The sequence below is a fragment of the Streptomyces sp. NPDC093801 genome (genome assembly GCF_040701585.1).
Lineage (GTDB): Bacteria > Actinomycetota > Actinomycetes > Streptomycetales > Streptomycetaceae > Streptomyces.
Genome location: NZ_JBFBDP010000010.1, coordinates 26,365 through 52,980 on the forward strand (window position 1 = coordinate 26,365; position 26,616 = coordinate 52,980).

General features: G+C 72.5%; 28 protein-coding genes. 15 read left to right on the forward strand and 13 right to left on the reverse strand.

Translation table 11 applies throughout. The features are described from left to right. Positions 1 to 9 precede the first annotated feature (9 nt). The 4 genes from AB0469_RS13260 (at position 10) to AB0469_RS13275 (ending at position 3,815) form a co-directional block, all read left to right on the forward strand. Positions 10 to 651, forward strand: a complete 642-nt coding sequence (locus AB0469_RS13260) for an AmfC protein (RefSeq protein WP_366451451.1) — start codon at positions 10 to 12, stop codon at positions 649 to 651. Between the two features lie 109 nt (positions 652 to 760). Next, positions 761 to 2,005, forward strand: a complete 1,245-nt coding sequence (locus tag AB0469_RS13265; protein WP_366451452.1) for a GNAT family N-acetyltransferase — start codon at positions 761 to 763, stop codon at positions 2,003 to 2,005. 36 nt (positions 2,006 to 2,041) lie between these two features. Continuing rightward, the gene (locus AB0469_RS13270; protein ID WP_366451453.1) at positions 2,042 to 2,821 is read left to right on the forward strand and encodes a putative protein N(5)-glutamine methyltransferase; all 780 of its coding nucleotides are present in this window, start codon (positions 2,042 to 2,044) and stop codon (positions 2,819 to 2,821) included. Between the two features lie 103 nt (positions 2,822 to 2,924). After that, positions 2,925 to 3,815, forward strand: a complete 891-nt coding sequence (locus AB0469_RS13275; protein ID WP_366451455.1) for a sigma-70 family RNA polymerase sigma factor — start codon at positions 2,925 to 2,927, stop codon at positions 3,813 to 3,815. A gap of 66 nt (positions 3,816 to 3,881) precedes the next feature. On the opposite strand, the gene AB0469_RS13280 is transcribed toward AB0469_RS13275, so the two are convergent. Continuing rightward, positions 3,882 to 4,220: a DoxX family protein gene (locus AB0469_RS13280; protein ID WP_366451456.1), complete on the reverse strand. Its 339-nt coding sequence runs from the start codon at positions 4,218 to 4,220 to the stop codon at positions 3,882 to 3,884. A gap of 178 nt (positions 4,221 to 4,398) precedes the next feature. Between AB0469_RS13280 and AB0469_RS13285 the strand changes: the two genes are divergently transcribed. From AB0469_RS13285 to AB0469_RS13295, 3 genes are all read left to right on the forward strand, one after another. Further along, positions 4,399 to 4,878 (forward strand): helix-turn-helix transcriptional regulator, encoded by a 480-nt coding sequence (locus tag AB0469_RS13285; protein ID WP_366451457.1) that lies wholly within the window; start codon positions 4,399 to 4,401, stop codon positions 4,876 to 4,878. Positions 4,879 to 4,900: 22 nt separating this feature from the next. Then, positions 4,901 to 5,482, forward strand: coding sequence for a hypothetical protein (locus AB0469_RS13290; protein WP_366451458.1), 582 nt, complete (start codon positions 4,901 to 4,903; stop codon positions 5,480 to 5,482). Positions 5,483 to 5,598: 116 nt separating this feature from the next. Next, positions 5,599 to 5,940, forward strand: a complete 342-nt coding sequence (locus tag AB0469_RS13295; RefSeq protein ID WP_366451459.1) for a DUF2516 family protein — start codon at positions 5,599 to 5,601, stop codon at positions 5,938 to 5,940. A gap of 7 nt (positions 5,941 to 5,947) precedes the next feature. Here AB0469_RS13295 and AB0469_RS13300 read toward each other — a convergent pair whose 3' ends face one another. From AB0469_RS13300 to AB0469_RS13310, 3 genes are all read right to left on the reverse strand, one after another. Further along, complete coding sequence (locus AB0469_RS13300; protein ID WP_366451654.1) at positions 5,948 to 7,180, reverse strand: SpoIIE family protein phosphatase; 1,233 nt, start codon at positions 7,178 to 7,180, stop codon at positions 5,948 to 5,950. Between the two features lie 453 nt (positions 7,181 to 7,633). Then, positions 7,634 to 8,731 carry an NlpC/P60 family protein gene (locus AB0469_RS13305; RefSeq protein WP_366451460.1) on the reverse strand — a complete coding sequence of 366 codons (1,098 nt, stop codon included), beginning with the start codon at positions 8,729 to 8,731 and terminating at the stop codon, positions 7,634 to 7,636. A 212-nt stretch (positions 8,732 to 8,943) separates the two neighbouring features. Beyond that, positions 8,944 to 9,756, reverse strand: coding sequence for a class I SAM-dependent methyltransferase (locus AB0469_RS13310; protein WP_366451461.1), 813 nt, complete (start codon positions 9,754 to 9,756; stop codon positions 8,944 to 8,946). A gap of 211 nt (positions 9,757 to 9,967) precedes the next feature. Between AB0469_RS13310 and mshA the strand changes: the two genes are divergently transcribed. Both mshA and AB0469_RS13320 read left to right on the forward strand, forming a co-directional pair. Then, complete coding sequence (mshA, locus tag AB0469_RS13315) at positions 9,968 to 11,350, forward strand: D-inositol-3-phosphate glycosyltransferase (protein WP_366451462.1); 1,383 nt, start codon at positions 9,968 to 9,970, stop codon at positions 11,348 to 11,350. Further along, positions 11,343 to 11,843 (forward strand): YbjN domain-containing protein, encoded by a 501-nt coding sequence (locus tag AB0469_RS13320; RefSeq protein ID WP_366451463.1) that lies wholly within the window; start codon positions 11,343 to 11,345, stop codon positions 11,841 to 11,843. Before mshA ends, AB0469_RS13320 begins: the two co-directional genes overlap by 8 nt. A gap of 24 nt (positions 11,844 to 11,867) precedes the next feature. On the opposite strand, the gene AB0469_RS13325 is transcribed toward AB0469_RS13320, so the two are convergent. After that, complete coding sequence (locus AB0469_RS13325) at positions 11,868 to 13,178, reverse strand: MFS transporter (RefSeq protein WP_366451464.1); 1,311 nt, start codon at positions 13,176 to 13,178, stop codon at positions 11,868 to 11,870. A gap of 151 nt (positions 13,179 to 13,329) precedes the next feature. Here AB0469_RS13325 and AB0469_RS13330 point away from each other — a divergent pair, with 151 nt between their 5' ends. Then, a complete protein-coding gene (locus tag AB0469_RS13330) occupies positions 13,330 to 14,091 on the forward strand; it encodes a phosphoglyceromutase (RefSeq protein WP_362055608.1) in 762 nt (253 codons plus the stop codon). A 78-nt stretch (positions 14,092 to 14,169) separates the two neighbouring features. On the opposite strand, the gene AB0469_RS13335 is transcribed toward AB0469_RS13330, so the two are convergent. The 5 genes from AB0469_RS13335 to AB0469_RS13355 form a co-directional block, all read right to left on the reverse strand. Then, a complete protein-coding gene (locus AB0469_RS13335; protein WP_366451465.1) occupies positions 14,170 to 15,405 on the reverse strand; it encodes a tyrosine-type recombinase/integrase in 1,236 nt (411 codons plus the stop codon). A gap of 273 nt (positions 15,406 to 15,678) precedes the next feature. Next, on the reverse strand, positions 15,679 to 15,915 hold the full coding sequence (locus tag AB0469_RS13340) for a helix-turn-helix domain-containing protein (RefSeq protein ID WP_366451467.1): 237 nt from the start codon (positions 15,913 to 15,915) through the stop codon (positions 15,679 to 15,681). A gap of 251 nt (positions 15,916 to 16,166) precedes the next feature. Next, positions 16,167 to 17,810, reverse strand: coding sequence for an ATP-binding protein (locus tag AB0469_RS13345; RefSeq protein WP_366451468.1), 1,644 nt, complete (start codon positions 17,808 to 17,810; stop codon positions 16,167 to 16,169). Next, the gene (locus AB0469_RS13350) at positions 17,807 to 18,595 is read right to left on the reverse strand and encodes an HNH endonuclease (RefSeq protein ID WP_366451469.1); all 789 of its coding nucleotides are present in this window, start codon (positions 18,593 to 18,595) and stop codon (positions 17,807 to 17,809) included. The genes AB0469_RS13345 and AB0469_RS13350 overlap by 4 nt, the downstream gene beginning before the upstream one ends. After that, positions 18,592 to 19,401, reverse strand: coding sequence for a sigma factor-like helix-turn-helix DNA-binding protein (locus AB0469_RS13355; protein ID WP_366451470.1), 810 nt, complete (start codon positions 19,399 to 19,401; stop codon positions 18,592 to 18,594). The genes AB0469_RS13350 and AB0469_RS13355 overlap by 4 nt, the downstream gene beginning before the upstream one ends. Positions 19,402 to 19,727: 326 nt before the next feature. Between AB0469_RS13355 and AB0469_RS13360 the strand changes: the two genes are divergently transcribed. Together AB0469_RS13360 and AB0469_RS13365 are read left to right on the forward strand one after the other, a co-directional pair. Continuing rightward, complete coding sequence (locus tag AB0469_RS13360; protein WP_366451471.1) at positions 19,728 to 20,486, forward strand: GntR family transcriptional regulator; 759 nt, start codon at positions 19,728 to 19,730, stop codon at positions 20,484 to 20,486. After that, positions 20,483 to 21,043: an ATP-binding protein gene (locus tag AB0469_RS13365; RefSeq protein ID WP_366451472.1), complete on the forward strand. Its 561-nt coding sequence runs from the start codon at positions 20,483 to 20,485 to the stop codon at positions 21,041 to 21,043. The genes AB0469_RS13360 and AB0469_RS13365 overlap by 4 nt, the downstream gene beginning before the upstream one ends. Positions 21,044 to 22,248: 1,205 nt before the next feature. Here AB0469_RS13365 and AB0469_RS13370 read toward each other — a convergent pair. Further along, positions 22,249 to 22,551 (reverse strand): hypothetical protein, encoded by a 303-nt coding sequence (locus AB0469_RS13370; RefSeq protein ID WP_366451473.1) that lies wholly within the window; start codon positions 22,549 to 22,551, stop codon positions 22,249 to 22,251. Positions 22,552 to 23,064: 513 nt separating this feature from the next. Here AB0469_RS13370 and AB0469_RS13375 point away from each other — a divergent pair. Continuing rightward, entirely contained in the window at positions 23,065 to 23,280 is a 216-nt protein-coding gene (locus AB0469_RS13375) for a hypothetical protein (RefSeq protein ID WP_366451474.1), read from the forward strand. Between the two features lie 255 nt (positions 23,281 to 23,535). Here AB0469_RS13375 and AB0469_RS13380 read toward each other — a convergent pair whose 3' ends face one another. Both AB0469_RS13380 and AB0469_RS13385 read right to left on the reverse strand, forming a co-directional pair. After that, a complete protein-coding gene (locus tag AB0469_RS13380; RefSeq protein ID WP_366451475.1) occupies positions 23,536 to 24,273 on the reverse strand; it encodes a VOC family protein in 738 nt (245 codons plus the stop codon). Positions 24,274 to 24,326: 53 nt separating this feature from the next. Continuing rightward, the gene (locus tag AB0469_RS13385; protein ID WP_366451476.1) at positions 24,327 to 24,584 is read right to left on the reverse strand and encodes a hypothetical protein; all 258 of its coding nucleotides are present in this window, start codon (positions 24,582 to 24,584) and stop codon (positions 24,327 to 24,329) included. Positions 24,585 to 25,076: 492 nt separating this feature from the next. On the opposite strand from AB0469_RS13385, the gene AB0469_RS13390 reads away from it, so the two are divergent. Next, complete coding sequence (locus AB0469_RS13390; protein ID WP_366451477.1) at positions 25,077 to 25,361, forward strand: hypothetical protein; 285 nt, start codon at positions 25,077 to 25,079, stop codon at positions 25,359 to 25,361. Beyond that, entirely contained in the window at positions 25,354 to 26,412 is a 1,059-nt protein-coding gene (locus AB0469_RS13395) for a hypothetical protein (RefSeq protein ID WP_366451478.1), read from the forward strand. Before AB0469_RS13390 ends, AB0469_RS13395 begins: the two co-directional genes overlap by 8 nt. The last annotated feature ends 204 nt before the right edge of the window (positions 26,413 to 26,616 follow it).

The window sequence follows — 26,616 nt, forward strand, 5'->3', positions numbered from 1 at the left end:
CACGAAACGATGAACACCTCTGGTATCTCCGCACCTGCACCCGCAGCACCCGCGTCACTCGCAGCACTCGCATCACTCGCAGAACCCGGCGAAGCGACCGCGGCCGCGACCGCGACGGCGACCGCGACCCCGGTACGGCCGCCCGCGCAGCGCACCGGCGACCCCGAGGGGCTGACCACCCCCGCCGCCGCGCTCGGCCTGCCCGAGCTGCGCGCCCTGCGCCGCGACGCCCAGCGCGACGAGGCCGACCTCAGCTACGTCCGCAGGCTCCTCCAGGGCCGCATCGACATCCTGCGCGCCGAGCTGGCCCGCCGGACGGACCCCGAGGCGCCGGTGGTGGACCGGCTCTCGGAGATCCTCGCCGACGCCCCGTCCAGCCGCAGCGCGTCCGCCCGGCACGTCACCCTCGGGACCCCGCACAACGAGGAGTTCCGGCTGCTGGCGGCCGAGATGCTGTCGGACGTGGAGCTGTCGGACCTGGACGCGCGCACGGACGCCGAACTCCACGAGGCGATGGCCCGGCTGGTCCGCTACGAGCAGCAGGTCTCGCGGCGCCGCCAGCAGCTCCAGCGGACGGCGGACGACTCCAGCGCGGAGATCACCCGCCGCTACCGGGAGGGCGAGGCACAGGTGGACGACCTGCTGGCGTGACGGCGGCGCACCGAGCCCGCCGCCCGGCCGGCCGCCGCCGGGACGGGCCCCGGCGGACGGACGGAAATTCGGGCGACCGGGACCGGTGCGGCCGTTAGCGTGACCGGACATGAGTGCTGACATCCGACCGATCGCCGCATCCGAACTCTCCCACTGGCTACGGGCCCTCAACGCGGGCTTCCTGCGGACCGAGCCGGTCCCCGAGGCCGACGTGGCCCTGCGGGCCGCGTCCTGGGACCTCTCCCGGGCCCTGGGCGCCTTCGACCCCGTGACCGGCCGCTGCGTGGCCACCTTCCGCTCCTTCGCCCAGGAACTGACCGTTCCCGGCGGGGCGGCCGTCCCCTCCAGCGCCGTCACCAACGTCAGCGTGACCTCCACCCACCGCCGCCAGGGCCTGCTGACCCGGATGATGGCGGCCGAGCTGGCGGCGGCCAAGGAGCGCGGCGACGTCGTCTCCACGCTGATCGCCGCCGAGTACCCGATCTACGGGCGGTACGGGTACGGCCCCGCCGCCACCGCCGCCGAGTGGGAGATCGACATCGCGCGCAGCGGCCTCGACCCCCGCGGCTCGGGGCCCGGCGACGGCGGCCGGATCGACCTGGTCGACGTCTCCGAGGTCCGGGAGACCGGCCCCGCGCTGCACGAGCGGCTGCGGGCGTCCGTGCACGGCGCGGTCAGCCGCGACACCCGCTGGTGGAACCTGGCCACCGGGCTGGAGAAGAGCCTGGCGCGCCCCTACAAGGACGCCTTCCACGCCGTGTACCGGGACGCGTCGGGCGAGCCGGCCGGTCTGGCGGTGTACTCGGCCGACGACCACTGGACCGACGAGAAGCTCCCGCAGAACACCCTGCGGGTCAGGGACCTGATCGCGGTGACCCCGGCCGCGGAGCGCGCCCTGTGGCGGTTCCTGTGCTCCGTCGACTGGGTCCTGAAGGTCCGCACCGGCTACCGCGCCCCCGACGACCTCGTCCCGCTGCTGCTGCCCGACCCGCGCGCCGCCCGGCAGGTGACCTCGGCCGACTTCCTGTGGCTGCGCCTGCTCGACGTCGAACGGGCCCTGGCCGCGCGGACGTACGCCGTCCCCGGCGTCCTCGTCCTGGAGGTGGAGGACGCGGCCGGGCTCGCGGACGGCCGCTACCGGCTGGACGCGGCCGCCGGCGCGTGCACCCGTACGCAGGACCCGGCCGACCTGCGCCTCGACGTGTCCGCGCTGGGCTCCCTGTACCTCGGCGACGAGTCGGCGGCGCGGCTGGCGGCGCTGGGCCGGGTGGCGGAGGAGCGGCCGGGGGCGGTCGCGCTGGCCGACGCGGTGTTCCGCACGGCCCGGCGTCCGTGGTGCCCGGACATCTTCTGACCCCGCCGTCGCCGTTGTCGTTCCGGGAATCCGAGGATGGGGTACGTGACATCGATCGTTGAGCAGTTGCGCGCGGCGGGGTGCGTCTTCGCGGAGGAAGAGGCCGAGCTGCTGATCGCGGCGGCCCCCGACGGCGCGCGGCTGGCGGGGCTGGTCGCCCGCCGGGTGGCGGGGGAGCCGCTGGAGCACGTCGTCGGCTGGGCGGAGTTCTGCGGGCTGCGCGTGGAGGTGGGGGCGGGGGCCTTCGTACCGCGCCGGCGCAGCGAGTTCCTGGCCGGGGAGGCGGTGGCGCTGGCCCGGCCCGGCGCGGTCGTGCTGGACCTGTGCTGCGGGGTGGGCGCGCTCGGCGCGGCGGTGGCCTCGCAGGTGCCGGGCGGGGTCGAGCTGCACGCGGCCGACATCGACCCGGCCGCGCTGGCGTACGCCCGGCGCAACGTGGCCCCGTACGGGGGAGCGGTCTGGGAGGGCGACCTGTACGCGGCGCTCCCGGCGGAGCTGTGCGGGCGGGTGGACGTCCTCGTGGTGAACGCCCCGTACGTGCCGACCGGGGAGATCGGGCTGATGCCGCCGGAGGCCCGGGTGCACGAGCCGCTGGTCTCCCTCGACGGGGGCGAGGACGGGCTGGACGTGCACCGCCGGGTCGCGGCGGGGGCCGGACGGTGGCTGGCCCCGGGCGGCCACCTGCTGATCGAGACCAGCGCCCGGCAGGCGCCGCTGACGGCGTCCGCCCTGATGGCGGGGGGTCTCGCGGTACGGGCGGCCGCCTCGGAGGAGCTGCACGCGACCGTGGTGATCGGCCGGGCGCCGGCGGCGTAGGGGCCGGGTGGAGGGGAGTTGACGTCCCGGGCCCGAACCCGCCCGCGCGCGCGGGCGGGTGGGGTCTACTGCCTTGACCCGCACGGAGGAAAGAAGGGGACAGGTGGACGAGAGTTCTTCGTTGACGGAGCGTTTCGAGGAGCACCGCAGTCATCTGAGGGCGGTGTCCTACCGGATGCTCGGCTCGCTGAGCGAGGCGGACGACGCCGTCCAGGAGGCGTGGCTGCGGCTGGACCGCACCGATGTGAGAGAGGTGGAGAACCTCGGCGGATGGCTGACGACCGTGGTCTCGCGGATCTGCCTCAACATGCTGCGTTCGCGCGAGCAGCGGCGCGAGGATCCGGTGGAGCGGCTGGAGACACGGATCCCGGATCCGCTGATCGGCTCCGAGCGCCGGGTCGACCCGGAGCAGGAGGTGCTGCTGGCCGACTCGGTGGGGCTGGCGCTGATGGTGGTGATGGAGTCGCTGTCGCCGGCGGAGCGGCTGGCGTTCGTCCTGCACGACATGTTCGCGGTGCCGTTCGAGGAGATCGCCCCGCTCGTCGAGAAGTCCTCGGCGGCGACCCGGCAGCTGGCCAGCCGGGCCCGCCGCAAGGTGCAGGGACAGGCCCCGGCTCCCGACAAGGACCTCGCGCGCCAGCGGGAGGCGGTGGACGCGTTCTTCGCGGCCGCGCGGGACGGGGAGTTCGAGGCGCTGCTGTCCGTGCTCGATCCGGACGTGGTGCTGCGTTCGGACGGCGGGGTCGGCGGCGCGCTCACCGTGGTGCTCACGGGTGCGCGGACGGTGGCGGGCCAGGCGGTCACGTACGGCTCGCTGGCCCCGTTCGTCCGCCCGGCGCTGATCAACGGCGCCGCGGGCGTGGTGGTGGTCCGCAAGGACCGGGCCGTGTCGGTCATGGCCTTCACGGTCGTGGAGGGGCGGATCGTCGCGATCGACGTGCTGTCCGACCCGGAGCGCCTGGGGGCGCTGGACCTGTCGGCCCTGGCGGACTGAGCGGCTCCGCCGGCCGGAGCCGGAGCCGGAACCGGGGCCGGGCCGCCGCCGGCCCCGGCCCCGGTCTCAGGCCAGGGCGAGGACGGCGGCGGCGGGGGCCGCGTAGATCAGCGGGAAGGCGACGTGCGCGTACGAGCGGGCGCGCAGGACCGTGACGACGGCGCCGGTGAAGTAGAGGACCAGGCCGATCGCGGCGGCGATGCCGACGGCGGGGACGACGAAGCCGGCGAGGAGGCCGAGGGCCCCGGCGATCTTGACGGTGCCGAGGAAGGTCCACATGCCCTTCGGGACGCCGTACTCGACCAGCGGCTCGATGACGAACTTCGCCCCGCGCAGGATCGAGACGCCGGAGAACCCGGCCATGAAGGCGGCGACCAGGGTGACGACGGTGGCGGTGGTGGACATGGGGGCTCCTTCGGGGCGGTCGGTGTCGCCGGCGCTCTCGTGCGTCCGACACCCCTTTGACCCGCGGCCGCGCACGGATGTGACGGCCGGCGGGAGAACTTTTCTGCGGAGGGGCCGAGTGGGTGCTCCTGCAAGCAAGCGCTTGCAATAGTTAGCAGGGTGCGGCAGGATTCGGAGCATGGCATCGCTCAACGTCGGAAACCTCGGCGAATACCTCCGCGAGCAGCGGCGGCAGGCCCAGCTGTCGCTGCGGCAGCTCGCCGACGCGGCGGGGGTGTCGAACCCGTACCTGAGCCAGATCGAGCGCGGGCTGCGCAAGCCGAGCGCGGACATCCTCCAGCAGCTGGCCAAGGCGCTGCGGATCTCCGCCGAGACGCTCTACGTACAGGCCGGGATCCTCGACGAGCGGGACCGGGACGAGGTGGAGACGCGGGCCGTCATCCTCTCCGACCCGTCGATCAACGAGCGGCAGAAGCAGGTGCTGCTCCAGATCTACGACGCGTTCCGCAAGGAGAACGCGGCGGAGGCCGACCAGGCCCCCGGCGCGGCCGCCGGAGCAGAGGCCCGGGCCGATGTCGGCGCCGACGCCGACGCCGATGTCGACGCGGCTGCGGCCGCCGGAACCCGTGCCGACGGCGCGGTGCCCCCTACGAACTGACCGGATCCGGGAGGACCCGCACATGGCCATCGCCGATGACCTGAAGAAGACCCTCACCGACCCCACCCCCCTCTACTTCGCCGCCGGCACCGCGGACCTCGCCCTCCAGCAGGCCAAGAAGGTGCCCGGCCTGCTGGAACAGCTGCGCGCCGAAGCCCCGGCCCGCATCGAGGCCGTGCTCGACACCGACCCCAAGGTCGTCCAGGACAAGGCCAAGGTGGCCCAGGACGCCGTCACGGCGAAGGTCGTCGAGGTCTTCGGGGCGATCGACCCGAAGAAGCTGGGCGAGACCGCCCAGGACCTGGCGCTGCGCGGCGTCGGCGTGGCCGCCGAGTACGCCGTCCGGGCCAAGGAGACCTACGACCGGGTCGCCGAGCACGGCGAGCAGGCCGTGCGCTCCTGGCGCGGCGAGGTCGCCGACGAGATCGTGGACATCGCCGAGGTCGTCGAGCCGGAGCCGGTGCAGGCCGAGGTGCCCGCCCAGGACGCCCCCGCCGGGGCGGCGGGCGAGGAGAAGGCCTCCGCGAAGAAGCCCGCCGCGCGCCGCACCGCGGCCAAGAAGGCCGCCGGCGAGCCGGCCGCCGAGGCCGCCGTCGAGAGCTGACCGCGAAGGGGACGGACCGGGCACCTGCGGGGTGTCCGGTCCGTTCTCGTTTCGGAAGGCTGCCCGGGCGGTAGCGTGGAGTCAGAAGAGCTGGATGCGAGAAGGCGGTCGAGACGATGCTGATGCAGGGGTTCGATAACGGAGTCCTCCCGTTGCTCGGCTACGCCATGCTGGCGCTCGCCGTCGTGGCCTTCGTCCTCGCGCTGCTCGCGCGCGAGGACGCCTACCGGGCCGCCGACAAGCAGACCAAGACCTTCTGGCTGGTCATCCTCGGCGTCACGGTGCTGGTGGACTTCTTCCTCGGGATGCTGTTCCTGGAGATCGCGGGCCTGGTGGCGTCCATCGTGTTCTTCGTCGACGTGCGCCCCGCCCTCAAGCAGGTCTCGGGCGGCGGCAACCGGCGCCGCGGCGGGAGCAGCAGCGACGGCCCGTACGGCCCGTACAACGGCGGCCGCTAGCGGCCGGTCAGCCGCCGGCCCGGGAGAGCAGGACGACGGCGACGTCGTCGGTGAGCTCGCCGCCGTTGAGGCGCCGGGCCTCGGTGACGGACGCCTCCAGCAGCCCCTCGCCCGTCAGCCCGTCCTCCAGGTGCCGGTTGATCATCTCGACCATGCCGTCCTGGCCGAGGCGTTCGCGGCCCTCGCCGATGCGGCCCTCGATGAGGCCGTCCGTGTAGAGCATCAGGCTCCAGGTGCCGCCCAGGTCCACCTGGCGGCGCGGCCAGCGGGCCCGGGGGAGCAGCCCGAGGGCCGGGCCGCTGTTCTCGTACGGCAGCAGCCGCGCGGCGCGGCCGGGGCGGGAGACCAGCGGGGCCGGATGGCCGGCCAGGCACAGGCCGGCGCGGCGGCCGTCGGGGGAGATGTCCACCGTGCACAGCGTCGCGAAGATCTCCTCGCAGGGCCGCTCCACCTCCAGGACCTCCTGGAGGGTGGCGAGCAGGTCGTCCCCGCACAGTCCGGCCAGGGTCAGGGCGCGCCAGGCGATGCGCAGCTCGACCCCGAGGGCCGCCTCGTCGGGGCCGTGGCCGCAGACGTCGCCGATCATCGCGTGGACGGTGCCGTCGGGGGTGCGGACGGCGTCGTAGAAGTCGCCGCCGAGGAGGGCCCGGCTGCGGCCGGGGCGGTAGCGGGCGGCGAAGCGGAGGTCGGAGCCGTCGAGCAGGGGGGTGGGGAGCAGGCCGCGCTCCAGGCGGGCGTTCTCCTGGGCCCGAAGTTTCGATTCTGCAAGCTTGTACTGCGCGATGTCGGCCCGCTTTCTCTCCACGGCGTAGCGGATGGCGCGGCTGAGGAGCCGCCCGTCGAGCTCGTCGCGGAAGAGGAAGTCCTGGGCGCCGACGCGGACGGCCTCGGCGGCGCGCTCGGCGTCGGCCTCGGCGGTCAGGACGAGCACGGCGTGGCGGGGCGCGATGCGCAGCACCTCCCGCAGGGCGCCGAAGCCGTCCTCGCCGGGGCCGGGCAGGGCCAGGTCGAGGAGGACGCAGTGCACGTCGGGGGTGAGCAGCCGGGCGGCCTCGGTGAGGTTGCGGGCCGCACGGAGCCGGATGCGCTGGCCGTCGGCGTCGAGGATCTCGGGGACGGTGAGACCGCCCGCGGGGTCGTCCTCGATGACCAGCAGGGTCAGCGAGGGCGCCGCCTGGGGGGCGGGGCCGGTGATCTCCGTGGCGGGGGTCTCCCTCTGCCGCGGTACGGGTACGGGCATCGTCTCCGGTTCCTTGCCTCCCCCCGGAAGTGCGCTCATGCCGGGACCCTAGCGGGCGGGACGGGGCGGGGGAATGCCGAAACGGGCGGGGTGCGGTGTCATATGCCCCCATCCTGTCGGAAACCCGCCCATGGGCAATGACCAACGTCACGGCCCGGCCGGCCCCGCCGAAGCCCCCCGTCACGGGGTGTACGGGCACCGCTGCGCGGGGCGAGCCCCCGGCCCGCCGCGCGGCGCAGACGGAACCGGAAGCGGTGGCGGCGGCCGCGCGCCGGGGAGTCCGGGGCCGGCGGCACCCCCGGCCCGGCCCGGGTTCGGACGGGCCTGCCCCCGGCCCGGACGCGGCCCGGACGGGCCTGCCCCCGGCCCGGACGCGGCCCGGACGAGCCTGCCACCGGCCCGGACGCGGCCCGGACGGGCCTGCCCCCGGCCCCGACGCGGCCCGGACGGGGCCTACGCGTCGGGCCGGACCACGGCCTTGATCGGCATCGAGCCCGCCCCGGCCATCGTCACGTTCCGCCCCGGCCGCGGCGCGTGCACGATCGCCCCGTCCCCGACGTACATCCCGACATGGCTCGCGTCGTCGAAGTAGATGATCAGGTCACCCGGGCGCATGTCCTTCATCGCGACCTTCGGCAGCAGCCGCAGCTGCTCCTGCGAGGTGCGCGGGATCGGCCGCCCCGCCGCCAGCCACGCCTGCGAGGTCAGCCCCGAGCAGTCGTAGGAGGCCGGACCCTCCGCACCCCAGACGTACGGCTTCCCGATCTGCGCGGTGGCGAACTGCACCGCCCTCTTCCCGGCGTCCGTGGCCAGGCCCTTGACGTCCTTCATCGCGCCCGACGACAGCCACGCCGTCTGCGCCTGGTACTGGGCGTCCTGCTCCAGCTGGATCAGCCGGGCCTTCTCCTCGGCCGCGAGCCTGCTCTCCAGGGCCTCCGCCGTCTTGATCTTCTCCTCGATCTCCTTCTTGGCGGTCTCCTTCTTGGCCCGGTTGTCCTCCATCTTCTGCCAGAGGGCGCCCGCGTCCTTCGCGTACCGCTCCAAGTCGGCCTGGGTGCGGTTCAGTTCGGCCAGCAGGTCCGTGGTGGCCTTCTCGCCCTGCCGCAGCCGGTCCGTCCCGTCCAGGAAGTCGGAGGGGCTGTTGCTCAACGCCAGCCGCGCACCCGGCGGCAGGCCGCCCGAGCGGTACTGGGCGCGGGCGGCGGCGCCCGCGCGGTCCTTCAGGGTGGAGATCCGGTCCTGGCCCGCCACCACCAGCTTGGCGATCTCGACGATCCGCTCGGACTGCGCCTTGGTCTCGCTCTCCGCGAGGTTGTAGGCGTCCGTCGCGCTGCCCGCCTGGCGGTAGAGGTCCTCTATCTCCTTGCGCACCTGCTCCAGGGACTTGCTCCCCGGCTCCGGCAGGGGCGCGGCCGGAGCGGCGGGCGCCGACGGGGCCGCGTACGCCGTGCCCGCCGCGAGTCCGGGGGCCGCCAGTACCGCCATCGCGCACAGCAGCGTCAGGGCGGACGCCCCCCTCCGGCGCGACGACGCTCGCTTCACGGTCCCCATGGCTCCCCCAGGCGCCCCGAGTCAGAGCCGACATCACCGGACATCAGATCTGACTATTCGTCAGTAACTTTGCACTGTCCCCGGGATGGTGCCACGAACCGGAGAATTCCAACACCCTCCGGATTCCGCTCCGATCACGACCGGACACGCACCGTCCATCCCAGTCGACTCAACGGGCCGCCCCCACCCCCGGTTCCCCCTTCCCGCGAGGTTCACCCCGCCGGCCGCAGGGCCTCCCAGCGCACCGTCAGCTCCCCCTGCCTCCAGCGCACCGGCCCGTCCGCCAGCGGCCAGTCGACGGCCAGCGCCCGCGCCGTCCGGATCCAGCGCTGCCGCGCCCCGTACGAGGCGTACGGCGCGGCCGCCGCCCACGCCCGGTCGAAGTCCCGCAGGAACGCGTGCACCGGCTCCCCCGGCACGTTCCGGTGGATCAGCGCCTTCGGCAGCCGCTCCGCCAGGTCCGACGGCCGCTCCAGCGAACCCAGCCGCGTCGCGAAGGTCACCGTCCGCGGCCCCTCCGGCCCCAGCGCCACCCACACGTGCCGCCGCCCGATCTCGTCGCAGGTCCCCTCCACCAGCAGCCCCTCCGGAGCCAGCCGCGCGCACAGCCCCCGCCAGACCTCCTCGACCCGCTCCTCCTCGTACTGCCGCAGCACGTTCGCCGCGCGGATCAGCGCCGGCCGCTCCCCGCCGTCCAGCGGCACCTCGAACCCGCCGTGCCGGAAACTCAGCCCCTCCCGCTCGTACGGCTTCGCCCCCGCCACCCGCGCCGGCTCGATCTCGATCCCGACCACCCGCACCCGGGGAGCCGCCTCCCGCAGCCGCGCCAGCAGCTCCACCGCCGTCCACGGTGCCGCCCCGTACCCCAGGTCCACCGCCACCGGCGCGTCCGCCCGGCGCAGCGCCGCCCCGTGCACGGCGGCGATCCAGCGGTCCATGCGCCGCAGCCGGTTCGGGTTCGTCGTCCCCCGCGTCACGGTGCCCACGGGGCGCTTCGGGGGTGGCGGAGTGCTGCGGGAGACCATGCGCCGAGCGTAAGCGGAGCGCCCGGCCCGCAAAAAAATCCGTCCCGGCGAGCAGGAAGTTCCCGAGCCCCGGAATGCGGGGGACGGCCATCCGGGTTGCACTCCTTGCAGGGCGCCGCGCGCGCTCCCGCCGTCATGCCGCAAGACGTGCCGCCCCACCGGCACCACCCCGTCCGCCGTCCGCGCGATCCGAGCGAGAGGAACTGCTCCTTTGAGCCAGTACGTGTCCCGCCTCGGCGGCAGCATCAGCGGCCGCATCGCCGCCGCCCGCGGTGCCCGCCAGGACGCGCCCCGCCTGCGCCTCCCGGCCGTGGGCCACCACCGCAAGCCCCGCCGCGTGGCCATGCTCAGCGTGCACACCTCACCGCTGCACCAGCCGGGCACCGGCGACGCCGGCGGCATGAACGTCTACATCGTCGAGCTGGCCCGCCGCCTCGCCGCGATCAACATCGAGGTGGAGATCTTCACCCGGGCCACCACCGGCGGCCTGCCGCCCGTCGTCGAGCTCGCCCCCGGCGTCCTCGTACGGCACGTGGACGCCGGCCCCTACGAAGGCCTCGCCAAGGAGGAGCTCCCCGCCCAGCTCTGCGCCTTCACCCACGGCGTCATGCAGGCCTGGGCCGGCCACCGCCCCGGCTACTACGACCTCGTGCACTCCCACTACTGGCTCTCGGGCCACGTGGGCTGGCTCGCCGCCGAACGCTGGGGCGTCCCCCTCGTCCACGCCATGCACACCATGGCCAAGGTCAAGAACGCCGCGCTCGCCGAGGGCGACACCCCCGAGCCGGCCGCCCGCGTCATCGGCGAGACCCAGATCGTCGCCGCCGCCGACCGGCTGATCGCCAACACCGCCGAAGAGGCCGACGAACTCGTCCGGTACTACGAGGCCGACCCCGGAAAGGTGGCCGTCGTCCACCCCGGCGTCAACCTCGACCGCTTCACCGCCGGCGACGGCCGCGCCGCCGCCCGCGCCCGGCTCGGCCTGCCGCAGGACGCCGTGATCCCCCTCTTCGCGGGCCGCATCCAGCCGCTCAAGGCCCCCGACATCCTGCTCCGGGCCGTCGCCGAGCTCGTCGACCGCGACCCCGCGCTGCGCGGCCGCCTCTTCGTCCCCGTCGTCGGCGGGCCCAGCGGCAGCGGCCTCGCCAAGCCGGAAGGACTGCAGAAGCTCGCCGCGAAGCTCGGCATCACCGACCTCGTGCACTTCCAGCCGCCGGTGGCCCAGGACCGGCTCGCCGAATGGTTCCGGGCCGCGTCCGTGCTGGTCATGCCCTCGTACAACGAGTCCTTCGGGCTGGTCGCCATCGAGGCCCAGGCCACGGGCACGCCGGTCCTCGCCGCCGCGGTCGGCGGACTCCCCGTCGCCGTCGACGACGGGGTCACGGGCGTCCTCGTCCCCGGCCACGACCCCGTGGACTACGCCCGCGCGCTGCGCCGCTTCGTCGACGACCCCGGCCTGACCGACCGCATGGGCGCCGCCGCCGCACGGCACGCACAGCACTTCGGCTGGGACACCGCCGCCAGCGGAACCGCCGACGTGTACACCGCGGCGATGCATGATCACCGCCGTCGCGTACGCTCCCACCATGGCTGACACCGCCGCGATCATCGAGTCCACGCTGGCCGACGCCGAGCTGGGCTGGGAGAGCCCCCGGCCCGGCACGTACGTCGTCCAGCTCCCCGGCACCCGCAAGCTGAGCACCACCTGCTCGCTGCGGATCGGCCGCCACTCGCTGTCGGTGAACGCCTTCGTGATCCGCCACCCCGACGAGAACGAGGCCGGCGTCCACCGCTGGCTGCTGGAGCGCAACCTCAAGCTGTACGGGATGGCGTACGCGGTCGACCCGCTCGGCGACGTCTACCTCACGGCGCGGCTCCCGCTGTCCGTGGTCACCCCCGAGGACCTGGACCGCCTCCTGGGCACGGTCCTGGAGGCGGCGGACGGAGCCTTCAACACCCTCCTGGAACTGGGCTTCGCGAGCGCGATCCGCCGCGAGTACGCATGGCGCACGGAGCGGGGCGAGTCCACCCGCAACCTGGACGCCTTCAGACACCTGACCCGCCCGTCGGCTGTCCGGGCGGAGTAGCCCCCGCCCGGCGCCCCGCCCGGCCTACGCCTCGGCGGGAGCCTGAGCGGTGGGAGCGGCCGCCACCGGAGCCGGGGCGGTACCGGCGGCAGGGGCGCCGCCGGAGGCCCCCCGGTCCTCCGCCCGCCCGGGAAGCCCCCGCATCAGGAACCAGTACCCGGCCCCCGCCACCGTCCCCAGAACGCCCGTCGTGGCCCACAGCCACCCCGCCCCGTACCGGTCGATCACGAACCCCGACATCAGCGGAGCCACCAGCGAGGCCACCGCCCAGGACATCGTGTACACCCCCTGGTACCGGCCGCGCCCCTGCACCGGCGACAGCCGCACCACCAGCTCCGTCTGCGTCGGCGCGTTCACGATCTCCGCCAGCGTCCACACGCACACCGTCAGCGCGTACGCCCACAGCGGCCCCGCGAACGCCGTCAGCGCGAACCCGTACCCGACCAGCAGCGCCGAGACCACCAGCAGCCGGCGCGGGTCGCGGTGCTCGATGAACCGCGTCACCGGCAGCTGGAGCGCCACGATCAGCACCCCGTTCACCGCGATGACCAGCCCGTACTCCCCGGGCGAGAACCCGGCCGAGCCCATCGCCACCGGCAGCCCCACCGACCCCTGGGTGTAGATCAGCGAGATCAGGAACGACAGCCCGACGACCCCCATGAACCGTCCGTCGCGCAGCACGCCGCCCAGCCCGATCCGCGACCCGTCCTCCGCGGCCCCCTCGGCTCCCTTGACGGGCTCCGGCCGCGACTCCGGCAGCTTCACGAACACCAGCACCGCGCACAGCAGCGTCAGCGCCGCCTCGCCCAGGAACCCGGCCAGGTAGCTGTACTCGGCGATCAGCCCCGCCGCCGTCGAGCTGACCGCGAAGCCCAGGTTGATCGCCCAGTAGTTCAGCGCGAAGGCCCGTACCCGGTCCTCCGGCCGGACGATGTCCGCCATCATCGCCTGCACCGCGGGCCGCGAGGCGTTCGAGGTCATCCCGACCAGCAGCGCCACCGCCGCGATCGCAGCCGGGTGCTCCATGAACCCCAGCAGCGCCACCGAGCCGGCCGTCGAGACCTGCGCCACCAGCATCGTCGGCCGCCGCCCCAGCCGGTCGGCCATCACCCCCGCCCCCAGCGAGGAGACCACCCCGCCCAGCCCGTGCAGAGCCGCCACGAGTCCCGCGAAGGAGGCCGAGTAACCCCGCTCCAGGGTCAGGTACAAGGTCATGAACGTGGCGACGAAGGCGCCGAGCCGGTTGACGAGCGTGCTCGCCCACAACCACCAGAACGCGCGCGGCAGGCCCGAGACGCTCTCCCGGGCCGACCGACTCAGACGGGCAAAGGACATGGAGGTTCCCCCGGGCGATGTAAGCGTCACAGATCCGCCCGGCACGTTACGAGAGGCCCCCGCCGCCCGCCACTCAATTGACGCCGGGCGTCAATCGGACCGTGTCCTGACCGCGCGCGAGCGCCCCGGAGCGTCCACTAGGCTCGTACGCATGGCCGACGCACCGTACAAGCTGATCCTCCTCCGCCACGGCGAGAGCGAATGGAACGCGAAGAACCTGTTCACCGGCTGGGTGGACGTCAACCTCAACGAGAAGGGCGAGAAGGAGGCGGTCCGCGGCGGTGAGCTGCTCAAGGACGCCGGCCTGCTCCCCGACGTCGTGCACACCTCCCTCCAGAAGCGCGCCATCCGCACCGCGCAGCTGGCCCTGGAGGCCGCCGACCGCCACTGGATCCCCGTCCACCGCTCCTGGCGCCTGAACGAGCGCCACTACGGCGCCCTCCAGGGCAAGGACAAGGCCCAGACCCTCGCCGAGTTCGGCGAGGAGCAGTTCATGCTGTGGCGCCGCTCGTACGACACCCCGCCGCCGGCCCTCGAGGACGGCACCGAGTTCTCCCAGTCCGCGGACCCGCGCTACGCCTCCATCCCGCCGGAGCTGCGCCCGCGCACCGAGTGCCTCAAGGACGTCGTCGTCCGCATGCTCCCGTACTGGTACGACTCGATCGTCCCGGACCTCCTGGACGGCCACACCGTCCTGGTCGCGGCGCACGGCAACTCCCTGCGCGCCCTGGTCAAGCACCTGGACGGCATCTCCGACGCCGACATCGCGGGCCTGAACATCCCGACCGGCATCCCGCTCTCCTACGAGCTCGACGCCGACTTCAAGCCCCTCACCCCGGGCGGCACCTACCTCGACCCGGACGCCGCCGCGGCCGCCATCGAGGCCGTCAAGAACCAGGGCAAGAAGAAGTAACTTTTGTGATCACGCCTCCCACCTGCGCATATGGCGCGGGCGGGAGGCGTTTTCATGCCCTGGGCCCACTCTGGGCCCTCAGCGCGGCGGGTCCTGCGGCCGGAGCGCCTCGCCGAGGGCCTTCCGGGCCCGGTCCCGGCTACTGGGCATCAGGTGCGCGTACACCTTCAGCGTCAGGCCCGGGTCGGAGTGCCCGAGGTACTCGCTGACGGCCTTGATGCTCTCCCCGGCGTCCAGCAGTACGGACGCGTAGAAGTGGCGTAGGGCGTGCATGCCGTGCTCGCGGGCGGCGGCGTGCTCGCGGCTCCTGGCCTTCGGGATGACGCCGACCTTGGCGAGGGCGGGCTTCCAGTGATCCTCGTTCAGCGACGTGCGCCAGATGTGTCCCCCGTTCGGCCCACTGAAGATGAGCCGCTTGGTCATGGGCTGGCCGTTCGTCCGCATCCACGGCAGCGTGATTTCCACCGGCGGGAAGCGCTTCATGTGGTCCTGGAGCGCTTCCGCCACCGGGTCGGGCAGGGGAACGTCCCGGAGCTTGCCGCCCTTCGGAGGGGCGAAGACGGGCTTGCTGAGGCTCAGCTTGAGCTGCTGGACCACGTGCAGGGTGCCGGTCTCGAAGTCCAGGTCGTCGACGGACAGGCCGAGGATCTCGCCCTGCCGCAGGCCGCAGCCGGCGCCCACGTCGACCATCGGCCGGAGACGGTCGACCAGCGCACCGCGCATGGCGAAGACGCGTTCGGGCCGCCACGGCACGACCCGGCGCATGCCCATCTCGGGCAGCGTCACGGTCCGGGAGTTGCAGGGGTTCCGGCGCAGGTAACCGTCCTCCACGGCGGCGGAGAGGACGGCCCGCACGTTGGAGAAGATGACGCGGGCGTACGCGCCGGACATTCCGGACCCTTCGAGCTGCGTCACGAACTCGCGGATGTGGCTCGGCTGGAACGAGCCCAGCGCGCGCGGCCCGATGCGGGGGAAGGCGTGGAGCTTGAGCTGGGACTGCATCGACGCCCGGGTGTTCGGGTCCCCGCTCTGGTTCGCCAGCCACGTCTCCGCGAACTCCTGGAAGCTCGTGCGGGACGCGTTCGGGTCGATAAAGTCGCCGCGGGCTACGTCCGCCGTGATGCTGCTGAGCCACTGCTCGGCGAGGCGCTTCTGTCCGTCGGGGAAGGACTTCGCCTTCCGCTTCCCGTCCGGCGCGAAGTAGCGGACTCGGTAGCGCATGCCCGAGCCGTGGCGGTCGGTCTTGACGCGGACGGGCTTGCCGTCGGGGCCGGTGATGGTCTTGAACCAGCGGTCTTGGATGCTGCCTGCCATGCGAGGCGTTCCCTTCGAGGGATGGCTGAGGAGTGGAGGTAGGGCGCCCCGCTCACCTGGGGCGTCACGGGGCCGTCACAGCGTCACGGGGAGCGTCACGGTGTGGTGTGACGGCGTCACGGCCCCCGTGACGCGCGACTGTCAGGGGTGTCTGGGCGGGGTGTCAGACGGGGTGTCTGACGCGTCTGACACCCCTCGCGCGCGCGTATGACCTGGGTTTGGGGGTGGGCTGCCGCCTCGGGTGTCAGACATGTCTGACACCCGTCGGACTTGTCAGGCGGCGTCGCGGTCGGCCTGTTCGACGGTCCAGGCGTGGACGGCGGCGGGGTCGTAGCGGATGTGCCGGCCGACGCGGAATCCGGGCGGGCCCGTGCGCTTCTTGCGCCAGCCGTAGACGGTCTCGATGGAGACCACGAACATGACGGCGAGGTCCTCGGGGGTCAGGTACCGGTCGGGGAGTCCGGCGCGGAGGACCGCGCGCGGGTCGCCGTCCGGGCTGCTGGCAGACATGGGTGGGGTGACTCCTCGTGTCCGTGGCGGGTGCTGGAGGGTCGGTTGCCGTGGCGGTCCTAGAGAGTTGCCGCATCGCAGCGTCCGCAGCGCCCCAGCGTCCGCCGGTCCGGTATCCGTGCAGGTCGGACGCTGCGTGGAGCGTGGACGCTGGGGTGGACGCTATGGATGCCGGAGGGTTCTAGCGTCCGAGGGGCTGACATGCCCGGGCCGCTGGTACGCGGCCCGGCCCGGAAGGTGATCCGGCGTTGTCAGTGCTGTTCGGGGATGGTGCGGCCTCGCCCGATCGGGGCCACCTCGGGCCAGTTCGGGTTCTTCGGGGGCGCGGACGCTTCGGGGGCGATGCGGGAGAGGACGAGCAGGCGGCTACGGTGCCGGTCCTGGCTGCGCTGCGTGTCGTCCACGGCCACGCCGATGGACCGCAGGAGCGGCGCGAGTCGCTTGATCCGGCCGCTGGCCCTGGTGGCGTCCTTGGGCCAGCCCTGCGGCCGGAACCCTCCCGGGACGGGGAGATGTTCGAGGAGCTGGCCGGCCGTCCCACACCAGGTCCCGCATGCCTCCACCAGGTTGGCGACGGCTGTGCCGAAGGGGTCGCCTTCCAACGCGTCTCCGGCGACGTTGGCGGAGGTGGCCAGGTAGGAGTCGAGGGTGTTCCACTCCTGGACCTGGTCGACGGCGGCCAGCACGCGGGCGAAGTCCGCCATGCGCGGCATGGACTCCAACCGGATGCCGGGCAGGACGGCGAGGACGGCGGCAAGGAGGTCGAAGAGCGCGCCCAGGACGGCAGGTCGGACCGCTTCGAAGGCGGCGTCCAGCTCTTCCTCGGTTCGGCGCCGGTCCTCCTCGATGAGCTGCAAGTCCAGCATGAGGAGTCGCTCGGCGAGGTCCCCGGCCAGGGCCCCGGCGTCGATCGTGGTCATGGCCAAGACGCGCCGGAAGGACAGCACCACCACGTCGTCGTCGGTGTACAGGGCCCGGTCCACGATTCCGTCCCCGGTCACGGCCTTGCACAGGGTGTCGGACAGCCAGGGCGGGATGGCCGAGATGTTGTCCAGGCACAGCGCCCAGGAGTTGAAGGCCTGAGCCGACCACGCCTTGATGTCCCGGGGCTGGCTCCGCTTGCTGGCGGGGGAGGGGTCGATGAGGTTGACGACCATCTGCGCGGTCTTCGACTTCCCCGTGCCCTGCTCGCCCTTGAACGTGAGCACCGGGTGGGGGATGTGCGGGATCCAGGCCGCGACGAGCCAGCCCACCAGCTGGTGGAACGTCGCGGTGTCCATGTTCAGCAGCGCGTGGAGCTTGGCCAGGCCGTCGCCGTCCAGGACCGGCGCGGGCATGGGCGCCATGGCCCCGGAGCGGCGGAAGAGGACGGGGGAGCGGTCCACGGTGTGCCATCCGCCGGCCGACACGGTGACCGCCCGGCCGTCGGCGGTGCCCAGGTCGACCACGACGCCGTCCGGGCCGCCGCCGACCCGCAGGTCGACCGGTACGGGGTCGTCGCTTTCGGCGATGCCCTCCAGGACGGTCATGGCGTCCGCGAGCGCGGACTGGGAGGCGACGTCGCCCTCGTAGGTGTCGGCGTACTGGCGGGCGAGCCGCTGGCGGAGTCCGGCCCGGCCGCGCAGGGGAAGGGCGATGTTCGGTCCGTCGATCGCGACGGCGTACGGGCGGCCGTCGGTCGAGGTGACGAAGGTGTACCCGTCACGGGCCAGCGCGACGAGCCGGGCAGCGGCGGAGGGCTTCTTTCCCTCCCCCTCACCGGTGTTCACGCCGCTTGATCGGGGCGCCGTGCGGGCCCCGTGGAGGGTGTGCGGATCGGTCGTGTGGGGCTGTGCGGGGGTGTGCGGATCGGGTGTGCGGACGTGGCCGTTCACGGCGTTCATCGAAGCGCTCACGCCGACTCCCTTCGGGGCGTGCGGATGGACTCGTGCGGGTTGGCGCACAGGTGCGTGCGGGTCGATCGATCGGTCTCCCGCGCACCCTGTGAGCTGCGGCGGGCGGGCGCGTGAGCACGCTCGTGAGCGTGGTGAACGTCCGCGTGAGCGCCCGGGTGGACGGTCGGCCGCCCACCCCGTCCACCCGACTTCACGGCCGTGCGGTCGACCGTCTCGCGGACGGGCCCGTGAACGTCTCCGTGAGCGTCGTGAGCGCGATCGTGAGCGCCGTGAACGTCCTGGTGGAAGGTCGACCGTTCACCCGACTCCGGGGCCGTGCGGTCGGCCGTGTGGTGGGCGTGCGCGAGTCGGGCCAGCAGCGCCCACCAGCCCGGTGTGAACACGGTGGTGGACGCGTGAACATCGATCCGATCCACCGTGAGTCCACCCGACTCGACCGGCGCGGGTCCGGTGACCGGGGTGGTCGAACGGTCGGGGGTGGACGGCGGGTGGAAGTCGGGATGGACTGCCGGAGCGTCCACCCCGTCCACCGTGTGGATGAGCAGCAGGGCGATCAGGAGCGAAAGCCGGTTGCCCTTTGCGGTGTTGCACGGTTGGCAGGCCAGTACAAGGGCTGTGACCGACCACGTGCGCCACAGCGAGTACGGCGCCACGTGATCGAGAGTGGCCTCCCGCAGGTCCGCGAACGGCCGTCGGCAGTAGGCGCAGTGTTGCCCGTGACGCCGCGCAAGCTGCTCTTTGCGGGTGCGGCGTCGACCGGCGTTCAGCACGTGCTTGCGGCTCATGCCGCCTGCTCCATGTCCTGAGCGGTGAGCGCGCTCAGGACAGGCGCGCACAGGGAGGCCTCAGCCACCCGATCGCGCCGGACGCCAAGGCGCTTGGCAATGGCGTGGTCGCTCAGGCCCTGGCTCTTGAGAAGCAGAGCCTGCCGGGGCCCCTCGTCCAGGCGCAGCAGCGCATGGCGCTGTGCCGCGCTCAGCTCCGCCAGAGCAGCCTGTTCCCACTCCGGCAGAGACTCCAGCGCCACCGGGTCGGCAGACAACTCCGGGTTGTCGATCTGAAGCATCAGGATCGCGGTCTTCGCCAGCCGGTCGGCGGTGGACTCGCTGCACTCCAGACGCTCGCCCATCAGCTTGTGGGGCGTACCGTCCAACTTCAGCAGCAGCGCCTCGCGCTCCCGCTCAGGCAACGCAGCCACCATCTTGGCCAGGTAGTCGGGCAGCTCGGCCCACGCGCACTGGCCGGGCAGCAGCGGGCACAGCGTCTTGCACGTGATCGGGTCCGACCAGTCCACCGGCGCCTCGGAGGAACGCAGCAACTTGAAGTGCTCGCTGATCTCTCGCTTCACCCGGGCGAACAGCACCTTCAGCGCGCTGTCCTCGGACCACGATTGGTCGCTCAGCAGGTCCCTGGCACCGCTCCGGGCCACCTGCACCCACATGGACTGCGTGATGTCCTCGGCCAGCGCCCACGCCTCGCCGTTGCCCCTGCCGGTGCGAGACAGCCGCGAATAGGCATACCGCACGAGACGGGTCCCGTGCGCCTCGTAGAGAGCGGCCAGCCGCTGCGACTGCACAGCGGTAAGCGGCACGATCTCGTCGTTCCGCAGCCTCCTTCCTCCAGGGCCATTGCCCCGACGTGCACTCCCGCCGGACGTACGTTCCGCGATAGTTCCAGGCATGATGAATACACCCCTCGTGGGTCGGGGAGCGGCTGACTGCTTGGCGGTAGGTGGCCGCTCCCTGCGTTCCCGGCGTACCGGGATTTCTGAGATCAAGCGCCCTGAGCAGGGCAATGCCGAGCCCCCCGATCGATTGGGCCCGATCGGTGAACACATCCCTAAGGTTCCCTAGGGCACCCTAGGGTGTCAAGCGGTACGCTAGGGAACGCATCCGATGAGACGAGGGAGCTGACGAGATGTCGGATCAGCCCGACAACCGCGCGCCGTACGCCCAGATCGCCGCCCACTACACGGAATTGATCTCCTCCGGCCAGCTGCAGCCGGGCTCACTCCTGCCGAGCATCAAGAACCTGGCGCAGGAGTGGAGCGTCAGCACCGCGACCGCCGAAAAGGCTCTGCGGAAGCTGCGGACCGAGGGGCTCGTCAGGGGCATCCACGGGATCGGCACGGAGGTTCTGGACCGCCCCGCCCCGATGTCCTCGGGCGCTCAGCGCCAGGACCGTGGGCGCCGCAGCGGATCGAGCTGGGGCTCTGGAGAGCGCTCCGATTCCCACCAGGCCTCGGTAGTGCCCGCGCCGGCGGACGTGGCGGAGGCTCTGGACATCGAACCGGGCGTGGAGGTCATCCGGCGTCGTCGCGTGTACCGCGACCGGCACGGCATCGTCGCGCACTCCACGTCGTGGATCCCCGCTCAGTATGGGCAGCTCGTTCCGCAGCTGGCGGAGAGTGACCGCCTGACCGGAGGAACCTCGCTTCAGCTCATTGCGCAGGCCACCGGCCGCCCGATCACTCATCGGGTCGATACGGCATCGGCCCGCCTGCTGACGCCGGAGGACGCGAGGCTCCTGGAGCTGAACCCGGAGAAGCCGCTGACCGATCCGGTGGTCGTGATGACCGCGAAGTTCGTTGACAGCGCTGGTCACGTCGTCGAGTACGGCGTCGACCTCGGCAGCCCTGGCCGTACCTGGCGAACGGAATCCGAGGTCGCCCAGTGACGACCGAAGCCCCCTCACCGCCGATCTGCGTGCTGATGGCCGGGCTCCCGGGCTCGGGCAAGACGACGCTCTCACGCGCGCTCGTCGCCCGCGGCTTCGCCAGGCTCTGCCCGGACGAAGAGATGTACCGCCGCCACGGCGTGTACGGGGTCGACTTCCCTCGGGGGACCTTCCCGACGCTGGAGCGCCCGGTTCTCGAAGAGATCTCCATCGAGCTGGGGGACCTCCTCCGGGCGGGCCGAGACGTGGTGGTTGACCACGGCTTCTGGACGCCGGACGACCGCGCACGCTGGCGGTCGATCGCCACGAAGGCCGGCGCAGTACCGGTGCTCGTCTACCTCGAAGCGAGCCACGAGGAACTCTGGGAGCGGGTGAGCAAGCGCAACGAACAGCATGCGGCGGATCCGAACTCGATCTACTTCGCCGAGAGCGACCTGGCCCGCTACCGCACCAGGTTCGTTCCTCCCTCGTCGGAGGAGCCGCACCTTCTCTTCGACGGTTCCCTCGACTCGGTCCTGAAGGCGCTGGACGACGCCGTGCCGCGAGCTGGCCGATAGGAGCAAAGAGGGGGCGGCCGAAGGCCGCGCGACTTCTGGCAGCTCGCTTCGCTCGCGCTCCGCGCCGGCCGTCGTGGCCACCTCGACATTGCGGGGCCGCCGGACATCGGGGGGCTGGGCTCTTCAAGAGAGAGGGAGGCTGTGCGGTGGTCCGCTCAGCCTCTCTGGGGGCTCATCCGACGCTCCGGCGAGACGGCCTCCCTGCCCCCCTGAAGAGCTGTTTCCGCAGGTCATGCCAGGGATGGGCTTGAGGGAGGTGGTCAGGGAGTTCTCCCTGCCTCCCTGGCGGCTCCCTGGGCTGTGACGGTTCGCTCTGCTCGCGCCCGGAGCCGTTCGCGGTGGCCATTCGGCCCACGCAGCACAGCCGCATGCGAGGAGGCCGAGGAGGCCTTCCAAGGGGCGGCAGCGCACGGACTCATCGTGGCCGAGTGCCGCGCCACGATCCGCAGCGCCCTCGACAGCTCCGCCTGTACGGTTCGCGCCCGCGAGACGGCGTGACCGCCCGAGCCCCCCTTGGAAGGCCCCACCGAAGGCCGGCACTGTCAGGCCGGTGTCAGGCAACGTCAGGGGGCGGTGTCACGTGACTCTGACAGCGGGTCTGCCTAAGGGTTTGGGTGTCACGGGCCCTGACAGTGTCAGGGGGTGTCAGGTGTCAGGCAGCGCTGCGGCCGCCGCCAAGGGAAGAGACCACCCGGCCGCGCGGCGGTGGTCTCTTCAGCGAGATGTGGGACCGCCGAGCACAAGCAAGAGGAGCACGCCCCCGCGCGCGCGGCTGCTCTTCTTGCTTTTGCACGGAGCAGCGCTCGGTAACCGGTAACCGAGGTAGGGGCGCACTCAGGGTCCGCAGGGCTTTCCAGGTTCAGCATCGCCCTGACCTGGGGTGATGCTCTTAGCCGGGGGTGGACGCTGATGGACGCTGATGGACGCTCGGGCGAGTTGTCTAGCGTCCACACCATCGGTGCAGGTCAGGAGCGGGAGGGCTGTCTGAAAGGACGCTGCGGACGCTGCCGTTCCCAAACTCTCTAGGACAGCCCCCCAACTAAGAGCTCCCTGGTGTGCCCGAACGGTCGCACCCGGCGCTCAGCGCCCACTGCCTACTGCCTCGGGGTGGGCAGTACGAGGCGCGGCTACTGCCCGCCCGCTGCCCGCAGACCTGCTCCCATCTGCACGTTGGGCAGTAGGCAGTAGGCAGTAGGCAGTAGGCACTAAACTTGCCTGGACGCCCGCTTCGAGGGCGGCTCGACGGTGAACTCGTCGCCCCCGGTTCCCTCGGTCAGCAGCTGGGTGATCAGCTCGACCGCGAGGGCCTCCTGGAGCCAGGGCGTCTCGCGTACGGCCTTCAGGAGCGTCTCGCGGGCCACAGCTTCCGGCAGGATGCCGTGCAGCCCGGCCGTACCGTCACCGAGCTTGGCGCCCTGGAGGCAGTCCAGGAAGACCTCCACCTTGCCCGCCGGCCTCCGGGCGATGCTGATGTCCGCCGCTCCTCGTCCAGATTCGCCGATGCTCAACAATGTCCCGCCCCAATCGGTTGTCGTGCCCCGAGTCTTCACGGTCGAGGCAGGTCGTGAAACGTGGCCCCGGAGGAGCGCTCCCCACGGAGCGGCTTGTCGCTTGTCGCTTGTCGCCCCGCAGGTGGGAGGCCCTGTCTCGCCCCCGCAGAGCCACAGTGGGCCTGTCAGGGTGACGACAAGCGACAAGCGACAAGCGACAAGACAAGCGACAACCTAGCGATGGGCGCACGGGGTCCCACCGCCGTCGAGGGAGTGGGTTCCGGGCTTTCGTGAGTTGGCCGCTAGATGCTAGTTCGCAGGTCACATGCCTGATGAGCTGCTAGCGGGGGTGCTAGACCTAGCGGCCACGGCTGCTAGGTCTAGCAGTGGCCCATGGGTCAGCCAGCGGCCCTCGGGCGGCCGGCGATGGCCATCCTCGGCCGCCGTCCCAAGGCTCAGGGACGGCCCGCCGTCACCCGCCGCCCTGAATCTCAGCGGCGCTTGACTATCCCGCTGTGCGATCTTGCTCGTATGAACGAGAACGCCCCGGCCCTCAGCACTATCGCCGACGCCGACATCTTGGCCGGCCGCATCCTGCCGGGCATCAAGGCTCTCCGAGCGCACCTCGGCTGTTCTCTTCAAGAGGCGTTCCTGACCTTTTACGCGCGGTATGAAGCCCTTCAGCTTGAACAGCCGGACGCGTTCGACAAGACGCCCAGTGAGTACTGGGAGGGCTTCTATTCCTGAGGCGACAGACTGCTGGCCGGGCCCCGGATCCTGGGCCCTCTCTGGGCCCTCCGAGGGTGACCCAGGACGACGAATGACGACCAACGATGACCACTCGCCCGCAGGTCAGAGAGGGTGTGCAGCCCCCTGACCAGGGGTGGAAAACGGGCCCGCCAGACCCAGGGCAAGAAGAAGTAGTACCTGCGTCGACGCCTCCCACCGCGCGCTATGGCGACGGGGGGAGGCGTTTTCGCTTGCCGGGTCCGGTTCGGGGCCTCAGCGCGGGGTGAGGAGGCAGAACTCGTTGCCCTCCGGGTCGGACAGGATCGTCCAGTGGATGGACGACTGGTCGATGCCCGGGTCGGTGGCGCCCAGGGCGCGCAGCCGGTCCGCCTCCGCGGCGGCGTCGTCGCCGCGGTAGGGGGCGACGTCGAGGTGGACGCGGTTCCATCCGCTCTTGGTGTCGGGGGTGCGCAGGAACTCCAGGTAGGGGCCGACGCCCTTGCCGGAGCGCATGGTCGCGTGGTCGTCGTCGACCTCGTGCACCGTCCAGTCCATCGCCCCGCCCCAGAACCGGGCCATCTCGCGCGGGTCGGCGCAGTCGACCACCACCGCGGCGATCGGCCCGGTGTCCCGGTAGACCGGGCGGGGTTCCAGGACGCAGAACTCGTTGCCCTCCGGGTCGGCCATGACCGTCCAGGGGACGTCGCCCTGGCCCACGTCGGCGAGCGTCGCGCCGAGGTCCTTCAGGCGTGCGACCAGCTCGGCCTGGTGTGCGGCCGAGGTGGTCGCCAGGTCGATGTGCACCCGGTTCTTCGAGATCTTGGGTTCCGGGCGGGCGATGAGGTCGATGCAGACGGCCGAGGGATCGGGGTAGGTGATGTCCACGGGTTCCAGGTTGGTCACGCCGGGGGCCTCGCTGTCGATGCCCCACCCCAGGGCCTCGGCCCAGAACCGGCCGAGCGCGGAGTCGTCCCGGGCCTTCATGTTGATCTGCACAAGTCGTGTGGTCATGCCGCAGATCCTAGGAGCCGGGCCGGGCGAACGGCCTCGGGGTTTCCGCTGGTTCAGAGGTGGACGGACGAGGACCCGCACGCGTCGCAGGCGGCCGTGCCGACCGCCTCGGGCGCGATCGCGGGCAGGCTCCTCCGGGGTGGTCTCGTCTCCTCGACGTGCAGGGACAGGATGTCCTCGAACCGTTGTTTGCGCCGCAGTTCGCGGGCGTCCAGGTGGTGCAGGCGGCCAACGCCCGACGAGGTCCAGGCGGTGACACCCGTGCCCAGGACCGAGCAGATCAGTGCGAACCACACGAGGGTGTCTGTCACTGCGGCTCCTCTCCGTGGAGGTGATCAGGGGGCGCGCTCCGGCCCCCGGCGACACCTCGTCATAACGCGTCGGCATATGCCGGGTTGCGCTGCGTCAGCCGTTTGCCGCCGCGGGCGCACCGGGGCGAGGAGGGGTCGGGGGCGGGGCGCGGGGGCGCGCGTGCGGGAGTGAGCGCCGTGGTGCCGCTCAGTGCGCGGCGTCCTCCGGCGGCCCGATCATGTGACCGCAGCGGGCCGGGGCGGGGGTCATGGGCGCGTAAACCGGTCGAGCCCGATCGAACCGATCGGGCTCCGCCTTCCCCGCTTCGAGCTGGCAGGATCGCTGCGCCAACCGGGTGCGCAGCGACGTCCGGACGGGTGGCCGCTGAGCGTAGAACCGATAAAAGACACTGGTCAACACTCCTTTACTTCGCCACCATCACCTGGACGGAGCACACCCTCGCCGGTATCCGGAGCGTTGGGTGGACTATGACAACAGCACAGCACACAGCAATGTTCCCGTGGGGCGCACAGAGCGACGTGCGCGACGGTCACACCCGGGCCGCAAGGGTGGGCAAGTGGACCTACACGCCCGTCCCGGCGGGATCGGCGCCGGAGAAGGGCGCGACCCTCCGGTGCGAGGGGCTGGAGGTCGACCTCCACTACTCGTCCTCGGTCCTGGAGGACTTCCTGGACGTGGTGCGCCGGATCCAGAGCGAGTTCAACCGCCGGTCGCAGGAGGCCGCACCGTTCACGACGCCGGCCGGCGAGTGCTCCGGGCAGATGTTCCGTGAATGAGCAGTACGGCCATTACGCCCCGCAGCCGGAGCCCACCACGTTCTGGCAGGAGCCGGAGCAGGAGCACCACACCGGCTACGGCCGGCCGCTCTTCGGCCTGGGCGAGGCGAGCGCCTCCTGGGACCCGTCGGAAGAGCTGGCCTATCTCTGCCGGGAGGCCATGGCGCCCGGTCGGGCGGAGCCGCTCGACCAGGTCGTCTTCGGCGAGACCGGTGAGACGGTCAGCGGAGCCGGCCTCGCCTCCGGCCTGTCCGCCGGCTTCACCACGACCCTCACCTCGGGCCTGGCCTCGGGCCTGAACCCGGGCCTCACGACGAGCCTGTCCTCCGGCCCGTCCTCCGGCGTCACCTCCGGCCTGTCCTCCGGTCTCGCCTCCGGTCTGAGCCCGGGCCCGTCCTCCGGCCCGGCCGGCGGGGGGTTCTCGCCGGGGACCGGGCACCGGCCCCGCGCCTCGGCCCCGGGCGGGCACCGCCGGGGGAGCCGGGCGAAGACGTCGGTCGTGGCCCTCCTGCGGACCGGCAGCCTCTGCACCGCCGTCCTGGTCGCCGTCATCGCCGCCGTGGTCAGCATCTTCAGCGGCCTGGCCATCTGCGAGGCCCTGCGCCACAGCGCCGGACCGCGCACCGCGCACGACGTGGCCAGCTGGTGGCCCCTGCTGATCTACGGGCCCTGGATGGTCGCCTCCCTGTCCATCCTGCGGGCCGCCCTGCACCAGCGGCGGGCCGTGCACTCCTGGTCGATCGTCCTGCTGTTCTCCACCCTGGCCACCCTGCTGTGCGTGGCCCAGGCGCCGAGAACCCTCGCCGCGCAGGCGGCGGCCACCCTCCCGCCCATCGCCGCGCTGGCCTGCTTCCAGCAACTCGTCCGGCAGATCACCCTGACGCGCCCGCCCCGGCAAATCGCCCCCCGGCACCGCACCAGCCGGTCCGCACCGCTGCGGCCGCCGGCCACGGCGAGCAGCCCGGGTGCCGCACTCCCCGACTACTCGGTGCGGGACCGGAGGGAAACCCTCCGAGCCTCCACCGGCTACCGGTTCCGCTACGGGTCATGAGGGTGGCGCGCTCCCGTCCGGCGGCGACCGGGGGAGCGGCCGGCCGGACACCGCGCCGGCCGGGGCCGCCGTCGCCGCGAACCGGTGGACGCGGCGGGACGGGCGGGCCGGGCGAGGGGCATAAGCGCCAGGCGGGGGAGAGGCCCTGCCGCCGGCCGGTGCGCCACGGGGGCGGGGCGGCTCCACGGGAGTCCGCGACGGCGG